Source organism: Rhizobium sp. 1399 (assembly GCF_031455475.1).
GTDB lineage: Bacteria > Pseudomonadota > Alphaproteobacteria > Rhizobiales > Rhizobiaceae > Rhizobium.
In genome coordinates, this window is record NZ_JAVDSU010000001.1 from 335,978 (window position 1) to 355,255 (window position 19,278).

At 60.5% G+C, this 19,278-nt stretch carries 15 protein-coding genes; 7 read left to right on the plus strand and 8 right to left on the minus strand.

The window, feature by feature from the left end; translation table 11 throughout:
- Positions 1-1,947 carry a methyl-accepting chemotaxis protein gene (locus J2X71_RS01885; protein ID WP_310378452.1) on the minus strand — a complete coding sequence of 649 codons (1,947 nt, stop codon included), beginning with the start codon at positions 1,945-1,947 and terminating at the stop codon, positions 1-3.
- Positions 1,948-2,260: 313 nt separating this feature from the next.
- Here J2X71_RS01885 and J2X71_RS01890 point away from each other — a divergent pair, with 313 nt between their 5' ends.
- Together J2X71_RS01890 and J2X71_RS01895 are read left to right on the plus strand one after the other, a co-directional pair.
- Positions 2,261-3,007 (plus strand): TlyA family RNA methyltransferase, encoded by a 747-nt coding sequence (locus J2X71_RS01890; protein ID WP_310378454.1) that lies wholly within the window; start codon positions 2,261-2,263, stop codon positions 3,005-3,007.
- Positions 3,004-4,254 (plus strand): class I SAM-dependent RNA methyltransferase, encoded by a 1,251-nt coding sequence (locus J2X71_RS01895; protein ID WP_310378456.1) that lies wholly within the window; start codon positions 3,004-3,006, stop codon positions 4,252-4,254. The genes J2X71_RS01890 and J2X71_RS01895 overlap by 4 nt, the downstream gene beginning before the upstream one ends.
- Positions 4,255-4,261: 7 nt before the next feature.
- Here J2X71_RS01895 and J2X71_RS01900 read toward each other — a convergent pair whose 3' ends face one another.
- From J2X71_RS01900 to J2X71_RS01915, 4 genes are all read right to left on the minus strand, one after another.
- Positions 4,262-4,735 carry an SRPBCC family protein gene (locus tag J2X71_RS01900; protein WP_310378458.1) on the minus strand — a complete coding sequence of 158 codons (474 nt, stop codon included), beginning with the start codon at positions 4,733-4,735 and terminating at the stop codon, positions 4,262-4,264.
- Between the two features lie 4 nt (positions 4,736-4,739).
- Positions 4,740-5,105, minus strand: coding sequence for a helix-turn-helix transcriptional regulator (locus J2X71_RS01905; RefSeq protein WP_113323047.1), 366 nt, complete (start codon positions 5,103-5,105; stop codon positions 4,740-4,742).
- A 292-nt stretch (positions 5,106-5,397) separates the two neighbouring features.
- Positions 5,398-6,150, minus strand: a complete 753-nt coding sequence (locus tag J2X71_RS01910) for a crotonase/enoyl-CoA hydratase family protein (protein ID WP_310378462.1) — start codon at positions 6,148-6,150, stop codon at positions 5,398-5,400.
- Between the two features lie 10 nt (positions 6,151-6,160).
- Positions 6,161-7,939 (minus strand): acyl-CoA dehydrogenase, encoded by a 1,779-nt coding sequence (locus J2X71_RS01915; RefSeq protein WP_310378464.1) that lies wholly within the window; start codon positions 7,937-7,939, stop codon positions 6,161-6,163.
- Positions 7,940-8,149: 210 nt separating this feature from the next.
- Between J2X71_RS01915 and J2X71_RS01920 the strand changes: the two genes are divergently transcribed.
- Positions 8,150-9,142 carry a transporter gene (locus tag J2X71_RS01920; protein WP_310378466.1) on the plus strand — a complete coding sequence of 331 codons (993 nt, stop codon included), beginning with the start codon at positions 8,150-8,152 and terminating at the stop codon, positions 9,140-9,142.
- Between the two features lie 54 nt (positions 9,143-9,196).
- Here J2X71_RS01920 and J2X71_RS01925 read toward each other — a convergent pair whose 3' ends face one another.
- Together J2X71_RS01925 and J2X71_RS01930 are read right to left on the minus strand one after the other, a co-directional pair.
- Positions 9,197-9,682, minus strand: coding sequence for a BA14K family protein (locus tag J2X71_RS01925; protein WP_310378468.1), 486 nt, complete (start codon positions 9,680-9,682; stop codon positions 9,197-9,199).
- 144 nt (positions 9,683-9,826) lie between these two features.
- A complete protein-coding gene (locus J2X71_RS01930) occupies positions 9,827-11,071 on the minus strand; it encodes an aromatic ring-hydroxylating dioxygenase subunit alpha (protein ID WP_007817910.1) in 1,245 nt (414 codons plus the stop codon).
- Positions 11,072-11,463: 392 nt separating this feature from the next.
- On the opposite strand from J2X71_RS01930, the gene J2X71_RS01935 reads away from it, so the two are divergent.
- The 3 genes from J2X71_RS01935 to J2X71_RS01945 all read left to right on the plus strand — a co-directional run bounded on the left by J2X71_RS01935 (position 11,464) and on the right by J2X71_RS01945 (position 14,587).
- Positions 11,464-12,072: a DUF6656 family protein gene (locus tag J2X71_RS01935; RefSeq protein WP_310378471.1), complete on the plus strand. Its 609-nt coding sequence runs from the start codon at positions 11,464-11,466 to the stop codon at positions 12,070-12,072.
- Positions 12,073-12,162: 90 nt separating this feature from the next.
- Positions 12,163-13,137, plus strand: a complete 975-nt coding sequence (locus J2X71_RS01940; protein ID WP_310378472.1) for an L-threonylcarbamoyladenylate synthase — start codon at positions 12,163-12,165, stop codon at positions 13,135-13,137.
- 19 nt (positions 13,138-13,156) lie between these two features.
- The gene (locus J2X71_RS01945) at positions 13,157-14,587 is read left to right on the plus strand and encodes an FAD-binding oxidoreductase (protein WP_310378474.1); all 1,431 of its coding nucleotides are present in this window, start codon (positions 13,157-13,159) and stop codon (positions 14,585-14,587) included.
- Positions 14,588-14,622: 35 nt separating this feature from the next.
- Here J2X71_RS01945 and J2X71_RS01950 read toward each other — a convergent pair whose 3' ends face one another.
- On the minus strand, positions 14,623-18,366 hold the full coding sequence (locus J2X71_RS01950) for a DUF1217 domain-containing protein (protein WP_310378476.1): 3,744 nt from the start codon (positions 18,364-18,366) through the stop codon (positions 14,623-14,625).
- Between the two features lie 300 nt (positions 18,367-18,666).
- Between J2X71_RS01950 and J2X71_RS01955 the strand changes: the two genes are divergently transcribed.
- The gene (locus J2X71_RS01955) at positions 18,667-19,233 is read left to right on the plus strand and encodes a DUF6101 family protein (RefSeq protein ID WP_007817899.1); all 567 of its coding nucleotides are present in this window, start codon (positions 18,667-18,669) and stop codon (positions 19,231-19,233) included.
- The last annotated feature ends 45 nt before the right edge of the window (positions 19,234-19,278 follow it).

Here is a 19,278-nt window from a genome sequence, read left to right on the forward strand (position 1 = left end):
TCAGAACTCGGTCCAGTCTTCCTGGACGACGGCAGCAGCCGCGGTTGCCTGCTTGCCGCCGAAGGCCCTAGTGACCTTGCTAGCGAGCGCGCGGGCCGGAGAGGCGACCGGTCGGGACGCGGTGGTTGCTGCAGTGGTTCTCTGGACCGGAGCGGCAGCCTGAGCGCCGAGCTTGAACTGGCGCAGCAGGTCGTCGAGAGCGGATGCTTCCTGGGCGAGCGCGTGGCTCGCAGCAGTCTGCTCTTCAACCATGGCGGCGTTCTGCTGAGTGCCCTGGTCCATGTTGTTGACGGCGGTGTTGATCTCCTGCAGGCCGATCGACTGTTCGCGGGTCGCGGTGACGATTGCGCCGACATGACGATTGATTTCCTGAACCTCGGCGACGATCGCTTCCAGCGCCTTGCCGGTTTCGCCGACAAGGCCGACGCCGGAGTTGACCTGTTCGCTCGACGTGTTGATCAGCGCCTTGATTTCCTTGGCGGCATTTGCGGAACGCTGGGCGAGTTCACGCACTTCCTGTGCGACGACGGCAAAACCCTTGCCGGCTTCACCGGCACGTGCTGCTTCGACGCCGGCGTTCAGCGCCAGAAGGTTGGTCTGAAAGGCGATGTCGTCGATGACGCCGATGATGTTGGAGATCTCGCCCGAAGACTTTTCGATCTGCTGCATGGCCGAAACCGCCCTGCGGACGACTTCGCCGGACTTTTCAGCGCCGAGGCGGGTGCGCTCGACGAGGTTGCCAACGTCTTCGGCGCGCTTGGCGGAGTCGCGCACCGTGGTCGTGACTTCTTCGAGAGCAGCTGCGGTCTCTTCGACGGCAGCGGCCTGCTGTTCGGTGCGGTGGGCGAGATCGTCCGCGGCAGAGCGAATTTCACCGGCGCCGGCATTGATGGCCGAAGCGTTGCGGCCAACGGACTGCAGGGCAGCCTGCAGCTTTTCGACGGCATTGTTGAAGTCGTTGCGCAGGCTGTCGTACTGCGGCGCAAACGGCGTATGGATGCGGGATGCGACATCGCCAATGGCAAGGCCGGCAAGGCCGCCGGCCAGAGCATCGACGGCGAAGCGGATTTCGCCTTCTTCGCGGGCCTTCTGCTCGTCGCTCATCTGTCGTTGGCGCTCGGCTTCGCCGCGCATGCGGTCGGTTTCGCCAGCAAGCTGCTGCTTTTCGATGGCAGCATCCTTGAAGACCAGAACGGACTGGGCCATGCGGCCGACTTCGTCGTGACGGCCGGTTGCCGGGACTTCGATATTGTGGTCGCCGCCGGCCAGACGGTCCATGGCGGCCGTCATGCCGACGATCGGGCGAACGATGGTGCGCGACAAAGCCCAGGCGAGTGCGGCGGCGGCAAGAGCTGCGGCAATGCCACCGGCCAGAAGCGTCGTCTTGAGATCGCTATTGGCGTCCGCCTGGGCCGCGGCGAGTGCAATGGACTTGTCGCGGGCGAGAGACTTGATCTTGGCGGAAGCGGCGCGGAAGCCGTCGAGCTGGCCCTTGGTGGCGTTGACACCGATCTTGACGACCTCTGCGATCGGCGTTTCTGTTTCCTTGCGGGCCTTGGCTTGCGGCTCGGCGAGCTCGTGGAAATAAAGGTCTGCAGCCTTCTGCATGTCGTCGATCATCGAGACGAGCTCAGGCTGGGAAGCGGCGGTCTGCTTTGCAGCGGCAATCGCCTTCAGCATGCGCTCGCGGTTGGCAAAAATATCGCCATAGGTACTGTCGCTGCGGAAGAGAATGAAGCCGCGCAGGTTGACGGCCTGCTCAAGCATGGCCTGCAGCGCGTCATCGATCTGGTTGACGAGAAGCTCGGATTTTTCCTGTTCGGCGGAAGCGCTCGCCGATGTCGTTGCCTTGGAATAAACGAAAGCGGAAACGGATACGAAAATAAGGATGAGTGCTGCGAAAGTGGCCGCAAGCTTACCATTCAAGGATATGTTTCGAGCGAACATCGGTCAATTTCTCCTGGCGACATCAGGCGCGACAAGGGGCGACCACGCAAATGCGCAGCCACAAGACTTCTTGATGAGGGACATGATCGGCGGGGAGGACGCGGGAGCCTTCATGGCACGAAGCGATTCAAAAGCGAGCCGCTGCAATCAAAACGAACCTATGCGGGCAGGATTTAAAATTGTTTAAATTTGGTGCGTCGCAGCACAGGTTGATTTAGTTTATTGCGGTTCCGGCGATGTGAGCCTGCACTGGCATGCCCGCGATGCCAACAAAACGCTTGCAACCGGCGGCTTTGACGGTCATTCACAGCCGATGTCAGATCAAAACAGCCAGCGCCTCGACCAGCTTCTCGTCACCCTCGGCCTCTTTGCGAGCCGCTCGCGGGCGCGAGACGCCGTGGCACGCGGCACGGTGAAGGTCGCCGGCAAGGTGGTGACGAAGGCCGGCGCCGTCTTCGGCGCCGATGCGACAATCGAGATCGACGACCCGGCGCAGGATTATGTTTCGCGCGCGGCATTGAAGCTGGTGGCCGCACTCGACCACTTCGGGCTCGACCCGGCAGGACGGCACTGTCTCGATGTCGGCGCTTCGACCGGCGGCTTCACGGAAGTGCTGCTGGAGCGGAGTGCTGCGCATGTAACGGCTGTTGATGTCGGCCACGGGCAGATGCATCCGCGCATATCGGGCAATCCGCGCGTGACAAATGTCGAGGGGCTCAATGCCCGCAATCTGACGGCTGAGGATATTGGCCAGCCCGTGGCGTTCATCGTCTCCGACGTCTCGTTCATCTCGCTCAAGCTGGCGCTTGCTCCGGCGCTCGATATTGCGGAGCCGGGAGCGCTTGCCGCGATCCTCGTCAAGCCGCAATTCGAGGCGGGGCGCGAGGCGATCGGCAAGGGCGGGCTGCTCAAGGATCCGACTTCCGGGCCTGCCGTGGCGGCAGAACTCGAGCGATGGTTCACTGAAGACATGGGCTGGAAGAGTTTCGGGCTCATCCCCTCACCTATTTCGGGCGGAGACGGCAATCAGGAATTTCTATTGGCAGGGACAAAAGCGTGAGCACGGAAACAATCACCATCGACAGGCTCGGCGCACAGGGCGACGGTATCGCCAACGGCAAGGACGGACCTGTCTATGTGCCCTTCACGCTGCCGGGAGAGACGGTAGCGATCGCCCGCGTCAAGAGCCAGGGCACGGTCATGTCGATCGCCTCGGCCTCCGCCGACCGGCAGGAGCCGCTCTGCCGGCATTTCGGACCAGACGGCGTCAACGGCACCTGCGGCGGCTGCACGCTGCAGCATATGGCAGATGTGCCCTACCGCGCCTTCAAGCGGCAGCTCGTCATCGATGCGCTGAAGTCCAAAGGACTGACGCCTGAGGTCGGCGAGATCGTCGCCGCCCATCCGGGCGAGCGGCGGCGGGTGGTCTTTGCTGCACGCAAGACCGAAAAGGATATGCTTGTTGGTTTCAACCAGGCCGAAAGCCATCACATCGTCGCCATCGAGGAATGTCCCATCTCGTCGGCGGGGATCATTTCCCGGCTGCCGGCAATCAAGGCTGTCGGGGCGGCAGTCGCGACCAATGCGGATGCCTTCCGCATCGCGGTTCTCGAAACGCTCTCCGGCCTCGACCTTGCGGTCGAAGGCATAAAGAAGCTGTCCGACCAGCAGCGTCGCAAGGCGGTCGAGGTCATACTCGGCCTTCGCGGCATTGCCCGCGTCTCGCTTGATGGTGAAATCCTGATCGAGCCGGCCAAACCTGTCGTCGAGTTCGGCGGTATCCAGGTCTATCCGCCTGCCGGCGGCTTCACACAGGCGACGAAGCCTGCAGAAGAAGCAATGGCAAAGCTGGTGCTTGCGCATGTCGGCAAGGCGAAGCGGATCGCAGATCTCTTTGCCGGCGCCGGCACCTTTTCGCTGCAGCTTGCCCGTCTCGGCCGCGTGCATGCCGTTGAAGGCGACGGCAAGGCGATTGCGGCACTCGACTACGCGGCGCGCAATACCCAGGGCCTGAAGCCGGTGACCGTCGAAAAGCGCGATCTCTTCCGCCGCCCGCTGATGACCTCGGAGCTCAAAGTCTTCGACGCCGTCGTCTTCGATCCACCACGTGCGGGCGCGGAGTTCCAGTGCAAGGAACTGGCGCGCTCGATCGTCAAGAAGGTCGTGGCGGTGAGCTGCAATCCGCTAACGCTTGCCCGCGACCTCGCCATCCTCGTCGAGGGCGGCTACCGAATTACATCGGTCACGCCCATCGACCAGTTCCTCTGGACCTCGCATGTTGAGATCGTCGCGACGTTGGAGAAATAAGCAGCCGTCAACCGACCATTTCGCCGGCGAGATAACGGCCCAGTTGGTCGAGTTGTCCGGCGATGCCGGCCTGGCGATATTCCACCTTATCGCCGCCGTCGAGAATGGTGATCTGCTCGGTGACGACGACATGCGTGCCTTCGGCAACCGGCGTCAGGCTGATGGTCGTCAGTGACGAGGAGATGCGCCGCTCATTGTGCGACATCGTATAGGCGTAGACGATGCGGCGATCCCTGACGATGTCTTCGTAACGCGCATCGGCGACATATTCGTCACTCTTGCCGAAGCTGAACCGGCTGATATCGCGGCCGCCGACGCGGAAATCATTTTCGGTATAGGTGGTGGTGAAATCCTCGCCGATCGCCTCCCACTGTAGGCGCGCCTTCGGATCGGACCAGGCGGCAAAGACGCGCGGAGCCGGCACGTCATAGGTGCGCTCGATGGAGAAGGTGGAATGAAGGGTGCTATACTCTTCCTGCATGGTCTTACTCCTTTTCGTTCTGCTTCTCAGGTTTGTCCGGCATTTCCGGATTGGCTTCGAGATATGCGCCCAGTTTGTCGAGGCGATGCTCCCAGAGGGTGCGACGCTCATTGATCCAGGCTTCGGCGGAGCGCAGCGCCCGCGGCTCGATCCGGCAGGTGCGCACGCGGCCGTTCTTTTCCGATCGCACAAGGCCGCTCGATTCCAGCATCTGCAGATGCTGGAGAACGGAAGGCAGCGCCATGGACAATGGCTCAGCCAATTCCTTCACCGAGGCGGGGCCTTTGCAGAGCCGATCCACCATGCTGCGTCGGGCGGGGTCTGCCAGCGCCTGAAACATCAAATCGAGTGCATGTGATTGGTTAGGCATGTACCTAACTATAGATATGAGATGGGGAGAGTCAATAAATAGTTCGGCAAATACCTAACTATTCCGCAGGGGGTGCGCGACTGGGATGCGGGTCGCCCAATAGTTTCGCAGCGCGGGGGTTAAGCGCGCTGCGAACGGGCGATAGACGTTGGATGAATTCGCACAAGGGGGGTCGTACGAAACACGTCACGCGCCCGGACAGTTCGGGGGAACCATCCTCCATTCATTAGTTAGACTATGCTTAAGGGAGGCTTTAAATTCGCGTCTGACAATAACCACTGATTTCTAGGGCTCAGCGGCGCATGAAAGCCTCGAAGGCAGCGCGCGCCTCATCACTTCTCATGCGGGCGGCGAAGTGGCGGGCCTCTTCATCGATACGCGCGATGATCTCCTCCCGCGGGCCGCGAACGAGATCGCGAGCGATCTTCAACGCTTCCGGCGGTTTGGCTGCAAGCTTTGCGGCCGCAGCGATCGTCTGGCTTTCCACATCTTCCGGCGTCGTCACCTTCCAGATCAAGCCGGCTTGCTTCGCATCCTCAGCCGTAAAGGCCTCTCCGGCAACGAGCATGGCGAAGGCGCGCTGATGGCCCGTAATGCGCGGGACGATCAGGCTCGAGCCCGCCTCCGGCACCAGCGCCAGATCGACGAAAGGCGTGCGGAAATGGCTGCGGTCGGAAGCAACAGTCAGGTCGCAATGCAGGTTGAGCGTCGTGCCGATGCCGATCGCCAGGCCATCGACGCCCGAGACGAGCGGCTTTTCGGCATTGACGAGTGCATAGAGAAAATCGATCAGTTCCTGGCCCATGCTGCCGCCCATGGCCACGGCGAGAAAATCGCTGATATCATTGCCGGCCGAAAAGCAGCCCTCGGTGCCGAGGATGACCGTCGCCCGGATTTCGGCATCGGCATTGGCGGCATTCAGCGCGTCGGTCATGGTCCGATACATGGCGCGAGTGAAGGCATTCTTCTTTTCCGGCCGGTTGAAACGGATGAGCTGGACGGACGGATGTTCCGCGGATCGCTCGATGATGATGGGATCGCTCATATCAGTCTCCTCAGGCAAGGACGGTGCGGGCAGCTGCAAGGCTATTGGCCCCGTTGACGACACGGTCTTTCAGCGCCGCCGTTTCGGACAGAAGGTTTTCGGCTGCGAAACGGCAGAGCGCGATACGGCCCTCGCCTGCCCCGTCCGCCGTGCGGGCAAGGCCGCCCTTGGCGAGATAGCAGCCTGTGAGCGCAAGGCCGAACAGACGCTGATAGGGGGTTGCGCCTGACAGGACCTCAGCGGACTTGCCCTCGGCAAGGCGGGCAAGCAGCCAGTCGGTAGCCTCTGCCAGATCGGCAAGCGCTGCCTCCACCCTGTCGGCCGTCGCGCCGAAATCGTCGAGGTTTGAACTGCGGACAGCCTCAGCGATCGCCTTCAGCTCGGCAATGAAGCCCCTGACCTGCCTGCCATCAGACAAAGGCAGCTTACGGGTGACGAGGTCGATTGCCTGAATACCGTTCGTGCCCTCGTAGATCGGGGCGATGCGGGCATCACGCAAATAGCGAGCGGCACCTGTCTCCTCGATGAAGCCCATGCCACCGTGCACCTGGATGCCGAGGGAGGCGACATCGACGCCGGCATCCGTCGCGAAGGATTTGGCAATCGGCGTAAGCAGCGCAGCGCGCTCCTGCCAGTGTTGGCGTCGCTCATTGGCGCGATGCGCCATATCGATCGCATGGGCGCAAGCATAGGCGATGGCGCGTGAGCCCTGCGTCAGGGCCTTCATAGTGAGCAGCATGCGGGCGACATCGGGATGGTCGATGATCGGGCTCATGCCGGAGCCGCTCCAGCCGGGGGCTCTGCCCTGCGTGCGCTCCTTAGCATAGGCGATCGCCTTCTGCGTCGCCGCTTCACAGATCGCCACACCCTGCATGCCGACGGCAAGTCGGGCATTGTTCATCATCGTGAACATGCAGGCGAGGCCCTTGTTCTCCTCGCCGATCAACCAGCCGATCGCACCCTTCTCTTCGCCGAACCTGCCGTCGCCATAGATCATGGTGCAGGTGGGCGAGCCGTGAATGCCGAGCTTATGTTCGAGTGAATGGCAGTGAAGATCGTTGCGGGCGCCGAGCGAGCCGTCATCATTGACAAGGAATTTCGGCACGAGGAAAAGCGAGATGCCGCGAGTGCCGGCCGGCGCATCCGGCAGGCGCGCCAACACGAGATGGATGATGTTGTCGGCCGCGTCATGCTCGCCCCAGGTGATGAAGATCTTCTGGCCGAAGATGCGGTAGCTACCATCCTCACGGCGCTCGGCGCGCGCCTTCAGTACGCCGAGATCGGAGCCGGCATGGGGTTCCGTGAGGTTCATCGTGCCGGTCCATTCACCGGACACCATGCGCGCCAGATATTTTTCCTTGAGAGCGGCACTACCATGCACGTTCAGCGCCTCGAAGGCACCCATGGTGAGCGTCGGGCAGAGTGCGAAAGCCATTGAGCCGGAGTTCCACATTTCGAGGGCCGCGACATTCAGCATGTGCGGCAAAGCCTGGCCACCGAAGTCCTCCGGCGCGGTCAGGCCGTTCCAGCCGCCGGCGGCCCAATTGCGGTAGAGGTCGCGCCAGCCGTCCGGCGTTTTCACCGCGCCGTCGGCAAGCCGGGCGCCCTGGCGGTCTCCGATATCGGCGAGAGGGGCGATTTCCTCCGTGGCAAATCGTCCCGCCTCGGCAAGAATGGCATCGACGAGATCTTCGCCAAGATCGCCCAAAAGACCACTGTCGATCGCCTCAGCCATGCCGGCGACATGCTTCAGCGTGAACGCGATTTCCTCGACAGGCGCCTTATACATCTTATTTTCCTCCGCATTCAGCTCACGCATGGCAAAGCCGGGTGCACAAGCGCCTCCATTCGAAGAGCTAATTGATTTTTACGTAAACGTCAATTTGGTTTCCGTCGATAACCTCGAACGAAGGCGTCTTTTCGCTTGTGCACTTGCACAAACAAACGTCATGGAGAATCTCTAGTAGAACTGATCGTTTTCGCGAGAGGATCGGCAATAATGGATACCTTGCCCGTCAATATACCCGGCCTCGTATGGGCTTACCGTTTCTCGCCGGAAAGCAGGAAGGCCGCGCGGCTGCAAAACAGCGCGACGGCCGCGGAGCTGACCGTAGACGACGGTTTTTATTGGCTGCATCTCAACCTCGCCGATGCCCGCGTGCCCGCTCTGCTCGACACGCTCGGCGTGATGGATGACGCCAAGTCGGCGCTGACCACGCGCGACACGCACGCCATCCTGACTGTCGACGAACAGATGCTCTACGGCACGCTGGTGGACTGCCAGCGCGAATTCGATCAGGACACGGCCGATCTCGGCTGGCTGCATTTCGCCATCTCCGACCGTTTCATCATCACCACGCGCCTGCAGCCGCTGAGAAGCGTGGAGCGGACACGTGTGATGATCGAGAAGAATGCCGGCAAGTTCGCCCGTCCCGTCGACCTCTTCGAACTGCTTGTGACCGAGTTCCAGCGCACGCTGATCTCCGTCGTCATGGAGCTCACCGAGGAGCTCAACCTGATCGAGGACTTCGTCTACGACAACGCGCCGCGTGACGAACGCCGCAGGCTTGCTCCCGTCCGCCGCACGATCGTGCGCCTGCATCGCCACCTGCGCACGGTCCTTGCGCTGATGCGGCGAGCGGCAGCCTCCGACGAAGACGAAATGCCCTTCGGTTTCGACGATATTGCCGGGCGACTGACGAGCCGGTTGGAGACAGTCGACCACGATGTCTACGCGCTGCAGGACCGGGCAAGGCTGCTGCACGAAGAAATCGACTCCAAGCTTTCATCGGAGACGAACCGCCACCTCTACATCCTGTCGATCATGACGGCCTTCCTGTTGCCGCCGACACTGGTGACCGGCTTCTTCGGCATGAACACGGCCAACCTGCCCTTTGCCGTCGGAGACTACGGTACGGAATATGCCGTGGGGCTCATCCTCGCCTCCATCGCCTTGGCCTGGTGGCTCTTGAAGCGGGTGGATATTCTCTGAACGAAAGCGCCCGGCTCGATGGCCGGGCGTTCAATCTCGATCTCTGGTTTCGCCTCAGTAGTAGGGCGAGTAGCACTGCTGGCGCGGACCGTTATAGGGCTGGAACGTATTGTCGTAGGCCCTGTAGGAACGGTAGCGGTTTTCGCACCAGGCGACATGGCTCGGATTGATGCCCGAGGGAGCCGGCGCGGGCGCATAGTAGCGCGGCTGCGCCGCGATAGCGCCGCCGATGACGGCACCGGCGCCAAAGGCTGCCAGCGGATACCAGTAGCCGTCATAGTGGCGGTAGCCCGGACGATAATAGGAATAACCGCGATAGCCGCCGTACCAGCCAGGGCGATAGGCGGGGCGGTAGCCCGGATAGTAACCGGGGCGGTAACCTGGCCGATAGTAACGGCGATATTGGACGTTTTCGACAGGCGAAGATTTTTCCACCTGCGGGGCGGTCGGCATCTGGATTGCCTGCGACGGCACGAAGCTCGTAACAACGACGGCGGCGGCCATAACCGCAGTCGCGACCTTCTTACTCAGCCCAAACATTGCGTGTCTCCGATAAAGAGCGAAAAAAGCCTGCCGGATAACGGACAAAACGGAGAATTGTTCCCGAAAGACCCGAAAACGGCACCCACACTCCATCTCTACCGGAGGCGAAATGAACTGGACATTAACCGGTGACGATCGCCTTCAGGCAACGACCGAGAGCTTGGCCTGATCGCCCTGCAGCCGGTTGACCATGAAGTTCGAATACCATTCGAGGAACTGCATGACGCCACCTTCGTGGACCTGCGAATAAGGACCGGGCTCATAGGCCGGCGACCGGATGCCGAAGGCGTTCTCTTCGACGATGCGGCGGTCCTGGTCGTTGGTCTCGGTCCAAACGTGCGTCAGTTCCTCGAGGTTATAATCGACACCTTCGACAGCATCCTTGTGAACGATCCATTTGGTCGTCACCGCCGTCTCGTTGGCGCTGAGCGGCAGCACGCGGAAGGAGATGGCGTGGTCGCCGAGCAGATGGTTCCAGGTCGTCGGATAGTGGAAGAGCAGCATGGTGCCGATGTGGCTGATCTTCACGTCGTCGGACAGCGGGCGCTTGACGGCGGGCCTGCCGGACATGGTGTAGCTTTCGGCATCCTCGATCAGCGGCATGCGGGCAGTGCGGAACTGCCCGTCCGGCGAGATCTGGAACTTGCTCGGCAGACCGGCGGCCTCGCAGCGCGCCCAGTGGCCGGCAATCTCCGGATCGTCGGCGCCGCCATCAGTGCCTGTCACGCTCGGCGCTTCCGGATAGGTGCGGCAGAGCTCGGGATGGTTTGCGGCGCAGTGATAGCACTCGCGATTGTTTTCCCAGACAAGCTTCCAGTTGCCCTTCTCGATGATGGTGCTCTGGAAGGCGATCTTGGCCTCGCTGATGTGGTGGGGCGCCATATAGGGTTCGACCTTGTCGCGCACGGTCTGGAAGTCCGGCGCGACATTGGCGAGGCAGATGAAGACGTAACCGGCGACGATTTCGCAATGGACCGGTTTCAGTCCGTAGCCGCTCTTGTCGAAATCATCGCCCATGTGGCGCGCGAAGGCGAGCTTGCCGTCGAGATCGTAGGTCCACTGATGATAGGGGCAGACGAGCCGTACCGACGAGCCGTGCTCCTTGGTGCAGACGCGTGAGCCGCGATGGCGACAGCTATTGTGGAAGGCGCGAATGACATTGTCGCGTCCGCGCACGATGACGACAGGATACTCGCCGATCTGGACGGTAAAGTAGGCGCCTGGCTTCGGCAGTTCGCAATCATGGCCGATGAACAGCCAGTCGCGATAGTAGATCATTTCCATATCCAGACGGAAATAATCCTCGTCAATGTAGAAGGGCTGTTCGAGACTGAAACCCTCGCGGCGGCTCTTGAGCTGGCGCAAAACGTTGCTGCGAATATCCATCTGCCTATCCTCGTGCATGTGGCTGCTACTCTTTTCGAGCACGGCAGCGGAAGCGCGCCCGCTTCCTTCTCCCTCCGGAGAACTGGTCATGGCGTTATTTAAGCACCGAGCATGCCGGTCGCTTGGTTGTAAAGCGACATCCGCTTCGAAATTGACGACAGGGAGCCGGGTCGTCCTCGGAAACCTTCACTCGCCTTTGATCACCGTCAATTGCGACATTTGATGACTCGTCAGACACAAGCGAATCCAATGTGGCCGGCGAGGCACTGTCGCATTTGCGACATGCCGCTCGCAAACCCAGCTCTCGCGCCTTCTTCGCGCTGTTTTAACAGCGTGTTAAGCACGAAATCCTATCCTTGCCGACAACCCACACAGCGAAGACTGCGAAAGCCATGGCCAAACTTCGATATTTCGACACGCGGGAAGAAATCAAGCCTACAGAACCGCGGCTTTTCGCCAAGCACTCTGAATTCCTGCGCACCGGCCGCATCAGCCGCCGTCGCGAAGACTGGCTCCCGGACGAGCGCCGCTATCTCACCCATGAGGAAGTGGCTGAAAAGACCGCACGCAAGCTGCAGGCGGCCGGCGAAAAGACCCACCAGAACATCAACGGCTTCCACCGCGCGATCCAGTTTCCGAAGATGATCTTCCACCGGACGCTGGCCGATAGCCCGCATCTCGGCTACTGCCACGTCACGGCCGCACGCACCAAATTCGCTCGCTACGACGAAGTGGCATGGGCCTTCTACATCGCCAACTTCTATTCCGACATCGGCGACAACGACAATTTCTTCGACAATATCGCGGTGCAGAATTCCCGGATGTATTTCGCCGTGGCGATCAAGCCGGGTGAAAGCACGCCGGAGAGGATGGTGGTCGACCGCTCGGTGCGGGGCAACGGCCTGCTCTTCCGCACCAACGATTCGCAGATCGCCATCCGCAACATCCTCCTGCTCGGCGCCCGCAACGAGCAGCTTCGCCAGATCATCCGCCAACTGTAGGTTCGCCGACAGTTGATCTACAAGCTTCGGGCGGGATTGATCGCGCCGCAAGGAAAGCCTAATGACTGCCGCAGTAAAACCGGGCAGGACATGGCAAGAATAATCGACATCAAGGCGGACAGGCAGACGGCACTCGAAGCCGGCTGCGCGGCGCTCGGCGAAGGCTTTGCGATCGCCATTCCGACCGAGACCGTCTACGGCCTTGCCGCCGACGCCACCAATCCGGCGGCGATCACCCGCATCTATGAGACCAAGGGGCGGCCACGCTTCAATCCGCTGATCTGCCACATGGCGGATCTTGCGATGGCAGAGACCTATGCCGAATTCGATCCGGTCTCCCGCGCTTTGGCAGAAGCCTTCTGGCCTGGCCCGCTGACGTTGGTACTGCCGTTGAGGACCGGCACCGCGATCCATGCGCTGGCGACCGCGGGCCTCGACAGCGTCGGCATCCGCATACCGAAAGGTTTTACCGGCGATCTGATCCGGGGCTTCGGGCGGCCGCTTGCGGCTCCGAGCGCCAATACATCCGGCAAGGTGAGTGCCACAAGCGCTGCCCATGTCGAGGCTGATCTGGGGGCAAAGATACCTCTCATCCTTGACGCAGGCGCGAGTACCGTTGGCGTGGAATCGACGATCGTGAAGGTCGAAAACGGCGAACTGCGACTGCTGCGGCCCGGCGGCCTGCCGGCCAAGGAGATCGAGCGGGTGGCAGGCAAGCGTTTGCTGCGTTCGAAGAAGGCAACCGCAGCGATCGAAGCGCCGGGCATGCTCGCTTCACATTACGCGCCGGGCGCGGCCGTCCGGCTCGAAGCCACGGCACTGGAACCCGGTGAAGCGTTGATTGCTTTCGGTCCGGACAGAGTGGCAGGGGCCGAGCAAGCGGCGATGGTGCTGAACCTCAGCCCGCGCGGCGATCTCTCGGAAGCGGCCGCCAATCTTTTCGACTACATGAAGAAGGCTGACGCCAGCGGCGCGGCCGTGATCGCCTTTTCGCCGATCCCTGACGAAGGGCTAGGAGAGGCAATCAACGACCGGCTGCGGCGAGCGGCAGCACCACGCGAGTGAGGAAGAGGGACCGGGCTCCATGAGCAGCACAAGCATTTCTCCAGAGATCATCGAACGTTTTACCGCTATCGTCGGCGAGAGATATGCGCTGCGCAGCGAAGCTGATCTCGCGCCGCACCTCATTGAAAACCGCGGCCTCTATCACGGCTCCTCCCCTCTCCTGCTGAAACCCGGTACGGTCGAGGAAGTCTCCGCGATCATGAAGCTTGCCACCGAAACCGGTACGGCCATCGTGCCGCAAACCGGCAATACCGGCCTCGTCGGCGGGCAGACGCCGCGCGCGGGCAAGGCCGATGTCATCCTTTCGCTCGAACGCATGAACAAGATCCGCGATGTCGATCCGGTCGCAAACGTGCTGGTCGCCGACGGCGGCGCGATCCTGGCCGAGGTGCAGAAAGCGGCCGAGGCACATGGCCGCCTGTTTCCGCTCTCGCTTGGCTCGGAAGGCTCCTGCCGCATCGGCGGCAACCTTTCCACCAATGCCGGCGGCACGGCGGTTCTCGCTTATGGCAACATGCGCCAGCTCTGCCTCGGCCTCGAAGTCGTGCTGCCGACCGGCGAGATCTGGGACGGACTGCGCCGCCTGAAGAAAGACAATACCGGCTATGACCTGCGCGATCTCTTCATCGGCGCGGAAGGCACGCTCGGGATCATTACCGGCGCGGTCCTGAAACTCTTCCCGCAGCCGCTCGGCCATCAGGTGGCCTTTGCCGGGCTATCCTCGGTCGAGGATGCGCTTACCTTCTTCAACCTCGCTTCCAGCCTCTGCGGCGCCTCGCTCACCGGCTTCGAGCTGATGCCGCGCTTCGGTGTCGAGATCACCGCGCGCAATATCGATGGCGTGCGCGATCCGCTGGAAACGCCGCATGACTGGTATGTGCTGATCGACATCTCCACCTCCGATTCCGCCGAAACGGCCGAGCGGATGATGAATGCCGTTCTGGAGCAGGGTTTCGAAGCGGGACTTGTTCAGGATGCGGCAATCGCCTCCTCGGTCGCGCAGCAGAAGGCGCTCTGGCACATGCGCGAGAGCATGTCGGACGCCCAGAAGCCGGAGGGCGGCTCGATCAAGCACGATGTTTCCGTGCCGGTTTCGAAGATACCGCACTTCATGAACGAAGCTGTAGAGGCGGTGATGGCGGCAATGCCCGGCGCGCGCATCTGCGCCTTCGGCCACATGGGCGACGGCAACATCCATTACAACATCTCGCAGCCGGTTGGTGTCGACAAGGATGCCTTCATCGCCCGCTGGCACGAGATGAACCATATCGTGCACGGGCTGGTGCTTGCCCATGGCGGTTCGATTTCCGCCGAGCATGGTATCGGTCAGCTGAAGCGTGACGAACTGGCGTCGATTCGGCCGGAAATCGAGATGGAACTGATGCGCCGCATCAAGCGCGCCTTCGATCCGGCCGGCATCATGAACCCAGACAAGGTGGTGAGCCCCTAGAACCTTTCCTGGGCTCTAGGAGGCTCACACTATTATTAAAGCAACGATGACGCCTGGCCGGTGCCGCCGGTCAGAAGCTGAAGCGCCGGCGACTGCTGCGTGTTGTTCTGGATGTCATACATGGCCGTGAAGCGCTTGACGAGCTTGTCGACCTTCTTGGGATCCTGCAGGTCCTCTAGCTTCACGAAACGGCCGAGGAGATCGACCTGCTTGGCGACATCCATCGACGAAATCTGCGCCGGCAGGCTATAGGTCGTCTGGACGACCTGATAGAGCGCCTTGTCGCCGAGGATCTGGTAGAGCGAGGTGACGTCACCGGCCTTGCGCTTGAAATAGAGCGCCAGGCGAACGCCATCATTCTTTTCGCCCTCCTGGGTTTCCAGGGTCATCTGCACATACTGCTGCTGCGTATTCGCCTCGGCCTGCTTGTCCTGGATCGTACCCATCTTGGCGCGTGTCAGGTTGCCGTCCTTGTCGAAATTGAAGGAAGCGACGATCTCCTTAAAGCGCGCGTCAGCCGTGGTGTTGAGATAGCTCTTCTTGTCATCAGGATCGGAGGTGAAGATCTTCTTCAGCGTATCCTTGTCGTACTTCTTCGGATCGAGGCCATTTGCTTTCAGCACGAGATCCGTCAGGCGCTTGTCGGCCAGGAAATCGTCGAGCGAGGTTATGCCTGGAATGGTCTTGCCGAAATAATCCACTTCCTTGGTGGCATCCTTGGAAGCGCGGTCCTTTGCAGGGCCGTCTTTCATGAGCATGGTCACGTGCGACTTATAATCGGTCGCATATTTCGCCAAGGTGGCGGCAGACAGAGCCGACAGGGGCTCGGCAGCCTTACCATCGGGACCGAAGTTGAAAGCGCGCACCATCTTGGTGATACGGTCGTCCTTGAAGGATGCTACATATCCCTTCGGATCATAGGGGTCGCTGACGAGCAGTTTGCGCATGGTGGAGCGCGAGACATCGTTCGTCGTCAGACCGTAAGCCTGCAGCGACATCTGATAAAGATCCGGATAGGAGTTGTTACCGAGAAGCGTATCGGCGGTGGCGTTGGTCTTCATGAAATCGTTGACATTCTTTACGCCATCGGCGTCGTCCATTCGCGACTTGTAGTTCGCGATGATGCGGTCAATGAGATCGTCGCCCTGACTGTTGACGCGAGCGCCGTAATTGTCCGACGTGTTCGTCGTCTGCTCACCGGTCTGGGCGGTCGTCGAGGTCGGCAGCGAGCCATCCGCGGCGAAATTGAAAGCGGCGTTGAGATCGCCCTGGCCGACGGAAGCAGCGTGAGCCGGATCGGTGAGGATATTCTTCAGCTCGGCGTTGCTCGTGTCGTAGGCCAGGCCGTAGGCCATTTTCAGATAGTCCGTCAGGGACGAGTCAGCGAGCAGCTGATCGACATCATTGACGTCGCCCATCCGGTCAAGAATGCCTTGCTCCCGCATGGAAGCGGCCGAATTCACAGAAGCTATCTGTGCGGAGGTTTGTGCGGGACTGGAAGTGACAGTGCCGTCCGCCGCGAAATTGAACGCCGCCTTCACCTTGGCATAGGGGTCGGTGTCGCTCTGATCGGTGAGAATGTTGCGCAGATCGGTATCCGAAACGCTCGTCGGAATACTGAAGGCATAACGGATGTAGCTGTTGAGATTCGGGTTAGCCAGCAACTGATCGACGCTGGAGATCGAAAGTATCGTGCTGCCGTAATAGGTGGCGGCGTCGTCTGCCTTCTTAGTCATCGCTGCCACCTGGCCGGCGCTCTGCGACAGGGTGTTTTGGGCGACCGTTCCGTCCTGACGGAAATTGAAGAGCTTATAGACGTCGCTGTAGCCCTGGGCAGCCGCAACCGTCGGATCGGTGAGAATGCCGCGAAGCGTGGTGTCGCTGATGTCGTTGCCGATCTGCATGCTGGTGCGCAGGAAGCTGACCAGCTTACTGTCGGCGAGGAACATGTCGACTGCCGAGGTCGAACCGTTGTTGGAAAGGTCGCTGAGCTTGACCTGATAATACGAAGAGTTGTTGGCGACGAGCTGATTGATGCCCTGGAGCTGGAGAGGATTTTGGGCGCCGACAACACTGCCATCCGGCTGCGTCTGGAAGGTGACCGAGCCATCCGCGTTGAAATTGAAGGCATCATGGATGTTCTGATGGCCCGCGGTATCGGCATAGGCGGAATCCGTGAGGATGTTCCTCAGTTCGGCATTGCTGAAATCCTGACCGAGGCCGTAGGCATCCTTGATGTAAGAAGTTAGCATCTTGTCGGAAAGCAGTTCGTCGACGTTGTCGATCGGGCTGACGCCACCCGGCGGTTTCATCATGTTCGAGAAGTAGCTCGAGACGTTCGTCGCGCCATTCACTATGCCCGTCAACTGGTCATAGGACTGCGCGCGCTCCGTCGGAGAGACCGTACCGTCGGCCTTGAAATTGAAGGCCTCGTAGGCATCTCCCAAATCGACCGAACGGGCATAGGCAGGATCGGTCAGGACGTTTTTCAGCTGCGTAAAGCCCGGATCCATGCCGAACGCGGAGCGAACATAATCTGCAAGCCGCTTGTCGTTGACCAATTGATCGACATTGGTGATCGTGCCGATCTTGGACAGATAGTAGCTCTTGTTGAGATCGGACATCACCGGGCTGGTATAGTACACATCGCTGGCCGTGCCGTCGCGGTCGACGATCTGCGTTGCAGTCTTGATGTTATACTGTTCGATGACGTTGTTCTTCTGCGTCGCGGTCTGGGCGGCGCCGACCACGGGAGCGCGGAAGGCGTATAGCTCCGCGACCGTGTCGGTCTGGCCGGAATTCTGCGCCGAACCATTGACCGAGCCATCAGCGTTGAAGCTGAAATAAGAACGAAGTTCCTTGTATTTGTCGCCGACATAGTTGAGCGACGGATCGGGGTTGCTGAGTGGCGTGTCGCCGCCAAGCGTGGCCGGATCGCTTGTCAGCACCATCTTGATGAAAGCGTTATCGGCGGTTGCCGGATCGATGCCGACGGACTGCAGCGCCACCGTGCGCAGGCGCGGATCGGCTAGAAGGTCGTCAACCGACTGCACCGAACCGATATTGTCGCGGAAGTACTGGGTGTCGCCGTTATCAGGCTTGAAGTTGAATTGCTGCGCGAGCGCATAGAGCTTGTCACCGACATATGTCTTGGTCGGATCGTAAGCCGGATCGCTCGTATCAGGCGCATTGCCGCCAAGCTTGCTGATGTCAGTGGTCAGGACACTGGCGATGTAGTCCTTCGACATGTAGGTCGGGTCGATGCCGACGCTCTTCAACGCGTAGTTCAGGAGGCGGGAATTGCCGACGAAGTCCTGGACGGTCTTCACGTCATCCATCTGCGCGCTGTAATATTTCGTTTCGGTGGCAGTCTGTTGTGCCGCGTCGGCAAAGGACTGCTTGTAGAGGCCAATCAGATCGTCTTCCTGTGCGTCGGTCTGAATATCCTTGGGCGGCGCATTGAAGTTGAAGGCGGCAGCGAATTCCTTGTAACGCGTGTCGGAAAGCTTGTTGGCGAAACTGTTCGCATCCGTGAGATCGCTCTCCAGAACCTTCTTCATGAAGGCCTTGGCATAGATCATGTCATCAAGGCCATAGGCTTTCATGGCGTAGCTATAGAGCTTGTAGTCGCCAAGGAAATCGTCGACGTCCTTCACCTTGTTGATGTGGTCGGCATAATACTGGGCGTCTTTTTTGACCTGCGCCTGATTGGCGACGCGGTCCAGACTCTTAGGCATATCGCGAGACAGAATGACGTATGCCAGGGATGCCGTGATCATAAATGCGCCCTTTTCAGCAAAGTCTTTAAAGAATGACGGACCATTGGTGCGAACATTTTGCCACGCAAAGCTTACCCGAGACTTACCTGAAGCTGTCCCGCTTTAAGACACGGGCGCGTTCACCATCCGGAAACCCTGCCATATTCAGTTTTGCTAACCATTCCGGGAGGCAGGATTTCTTTAACCGCAATTTTTAAGCTGTACGGAACGGGAGCCGCCTATTGTCGGACCACAGAGGACGAAAAGTCCCGAGGAGAAGACCGGAAACCGGCTCTCAGGTAAGACAAGGGTAGAAATGAAATGAAGAATACCGTTCTGAAGCCCGTCTGGGCTGGCACGACATTGCGTCTTGATCCGTCTCGCTTTCCGCAGCAGGTAAGCTACGCCATCCACGACCATGCCAGTGACGTCAGCATAACGATCGACGAACGCGGCGCGGTCCTGCGCAAAATTCTCCCCTCCAGCGGCCTGCCGCTCTCCATCGCCTTGCCGCGGCGCGTCTTCAAAGGCGTTGCAGCGCGCGCCATCGACCATGGCAATGGTGAAGTCACCGTGACGCTCGAGCTGCATCACGAAGATCCGGAACTCTGCATTCCGCTGCTCGTCGCCCACGATCTCGGCGATATCGCGGCCGACTGGCGCAGCTGGTCGGAAGCCTTCGGCATTCCTATGCTGATGGTGGAAGCCGACGGTGTCGCCCGCCCTCTCGAAGAACATCTTGGCGGACTGCGCACCAGCGAAATGAAGCCGCGCCGTCGTCACTCCTATTTCGCAAACCGCCGCCCGCGCTTCCTCGTGCGCCGCACGACCGGCAAGCTCGGCGTCATCATGAAGATCGAAGGCAAGGAAATCATCGCCCGCAGCTGAGCGATACGTTCTGAACCGATTTCAAAACCCGGCCATCGCGCCGGG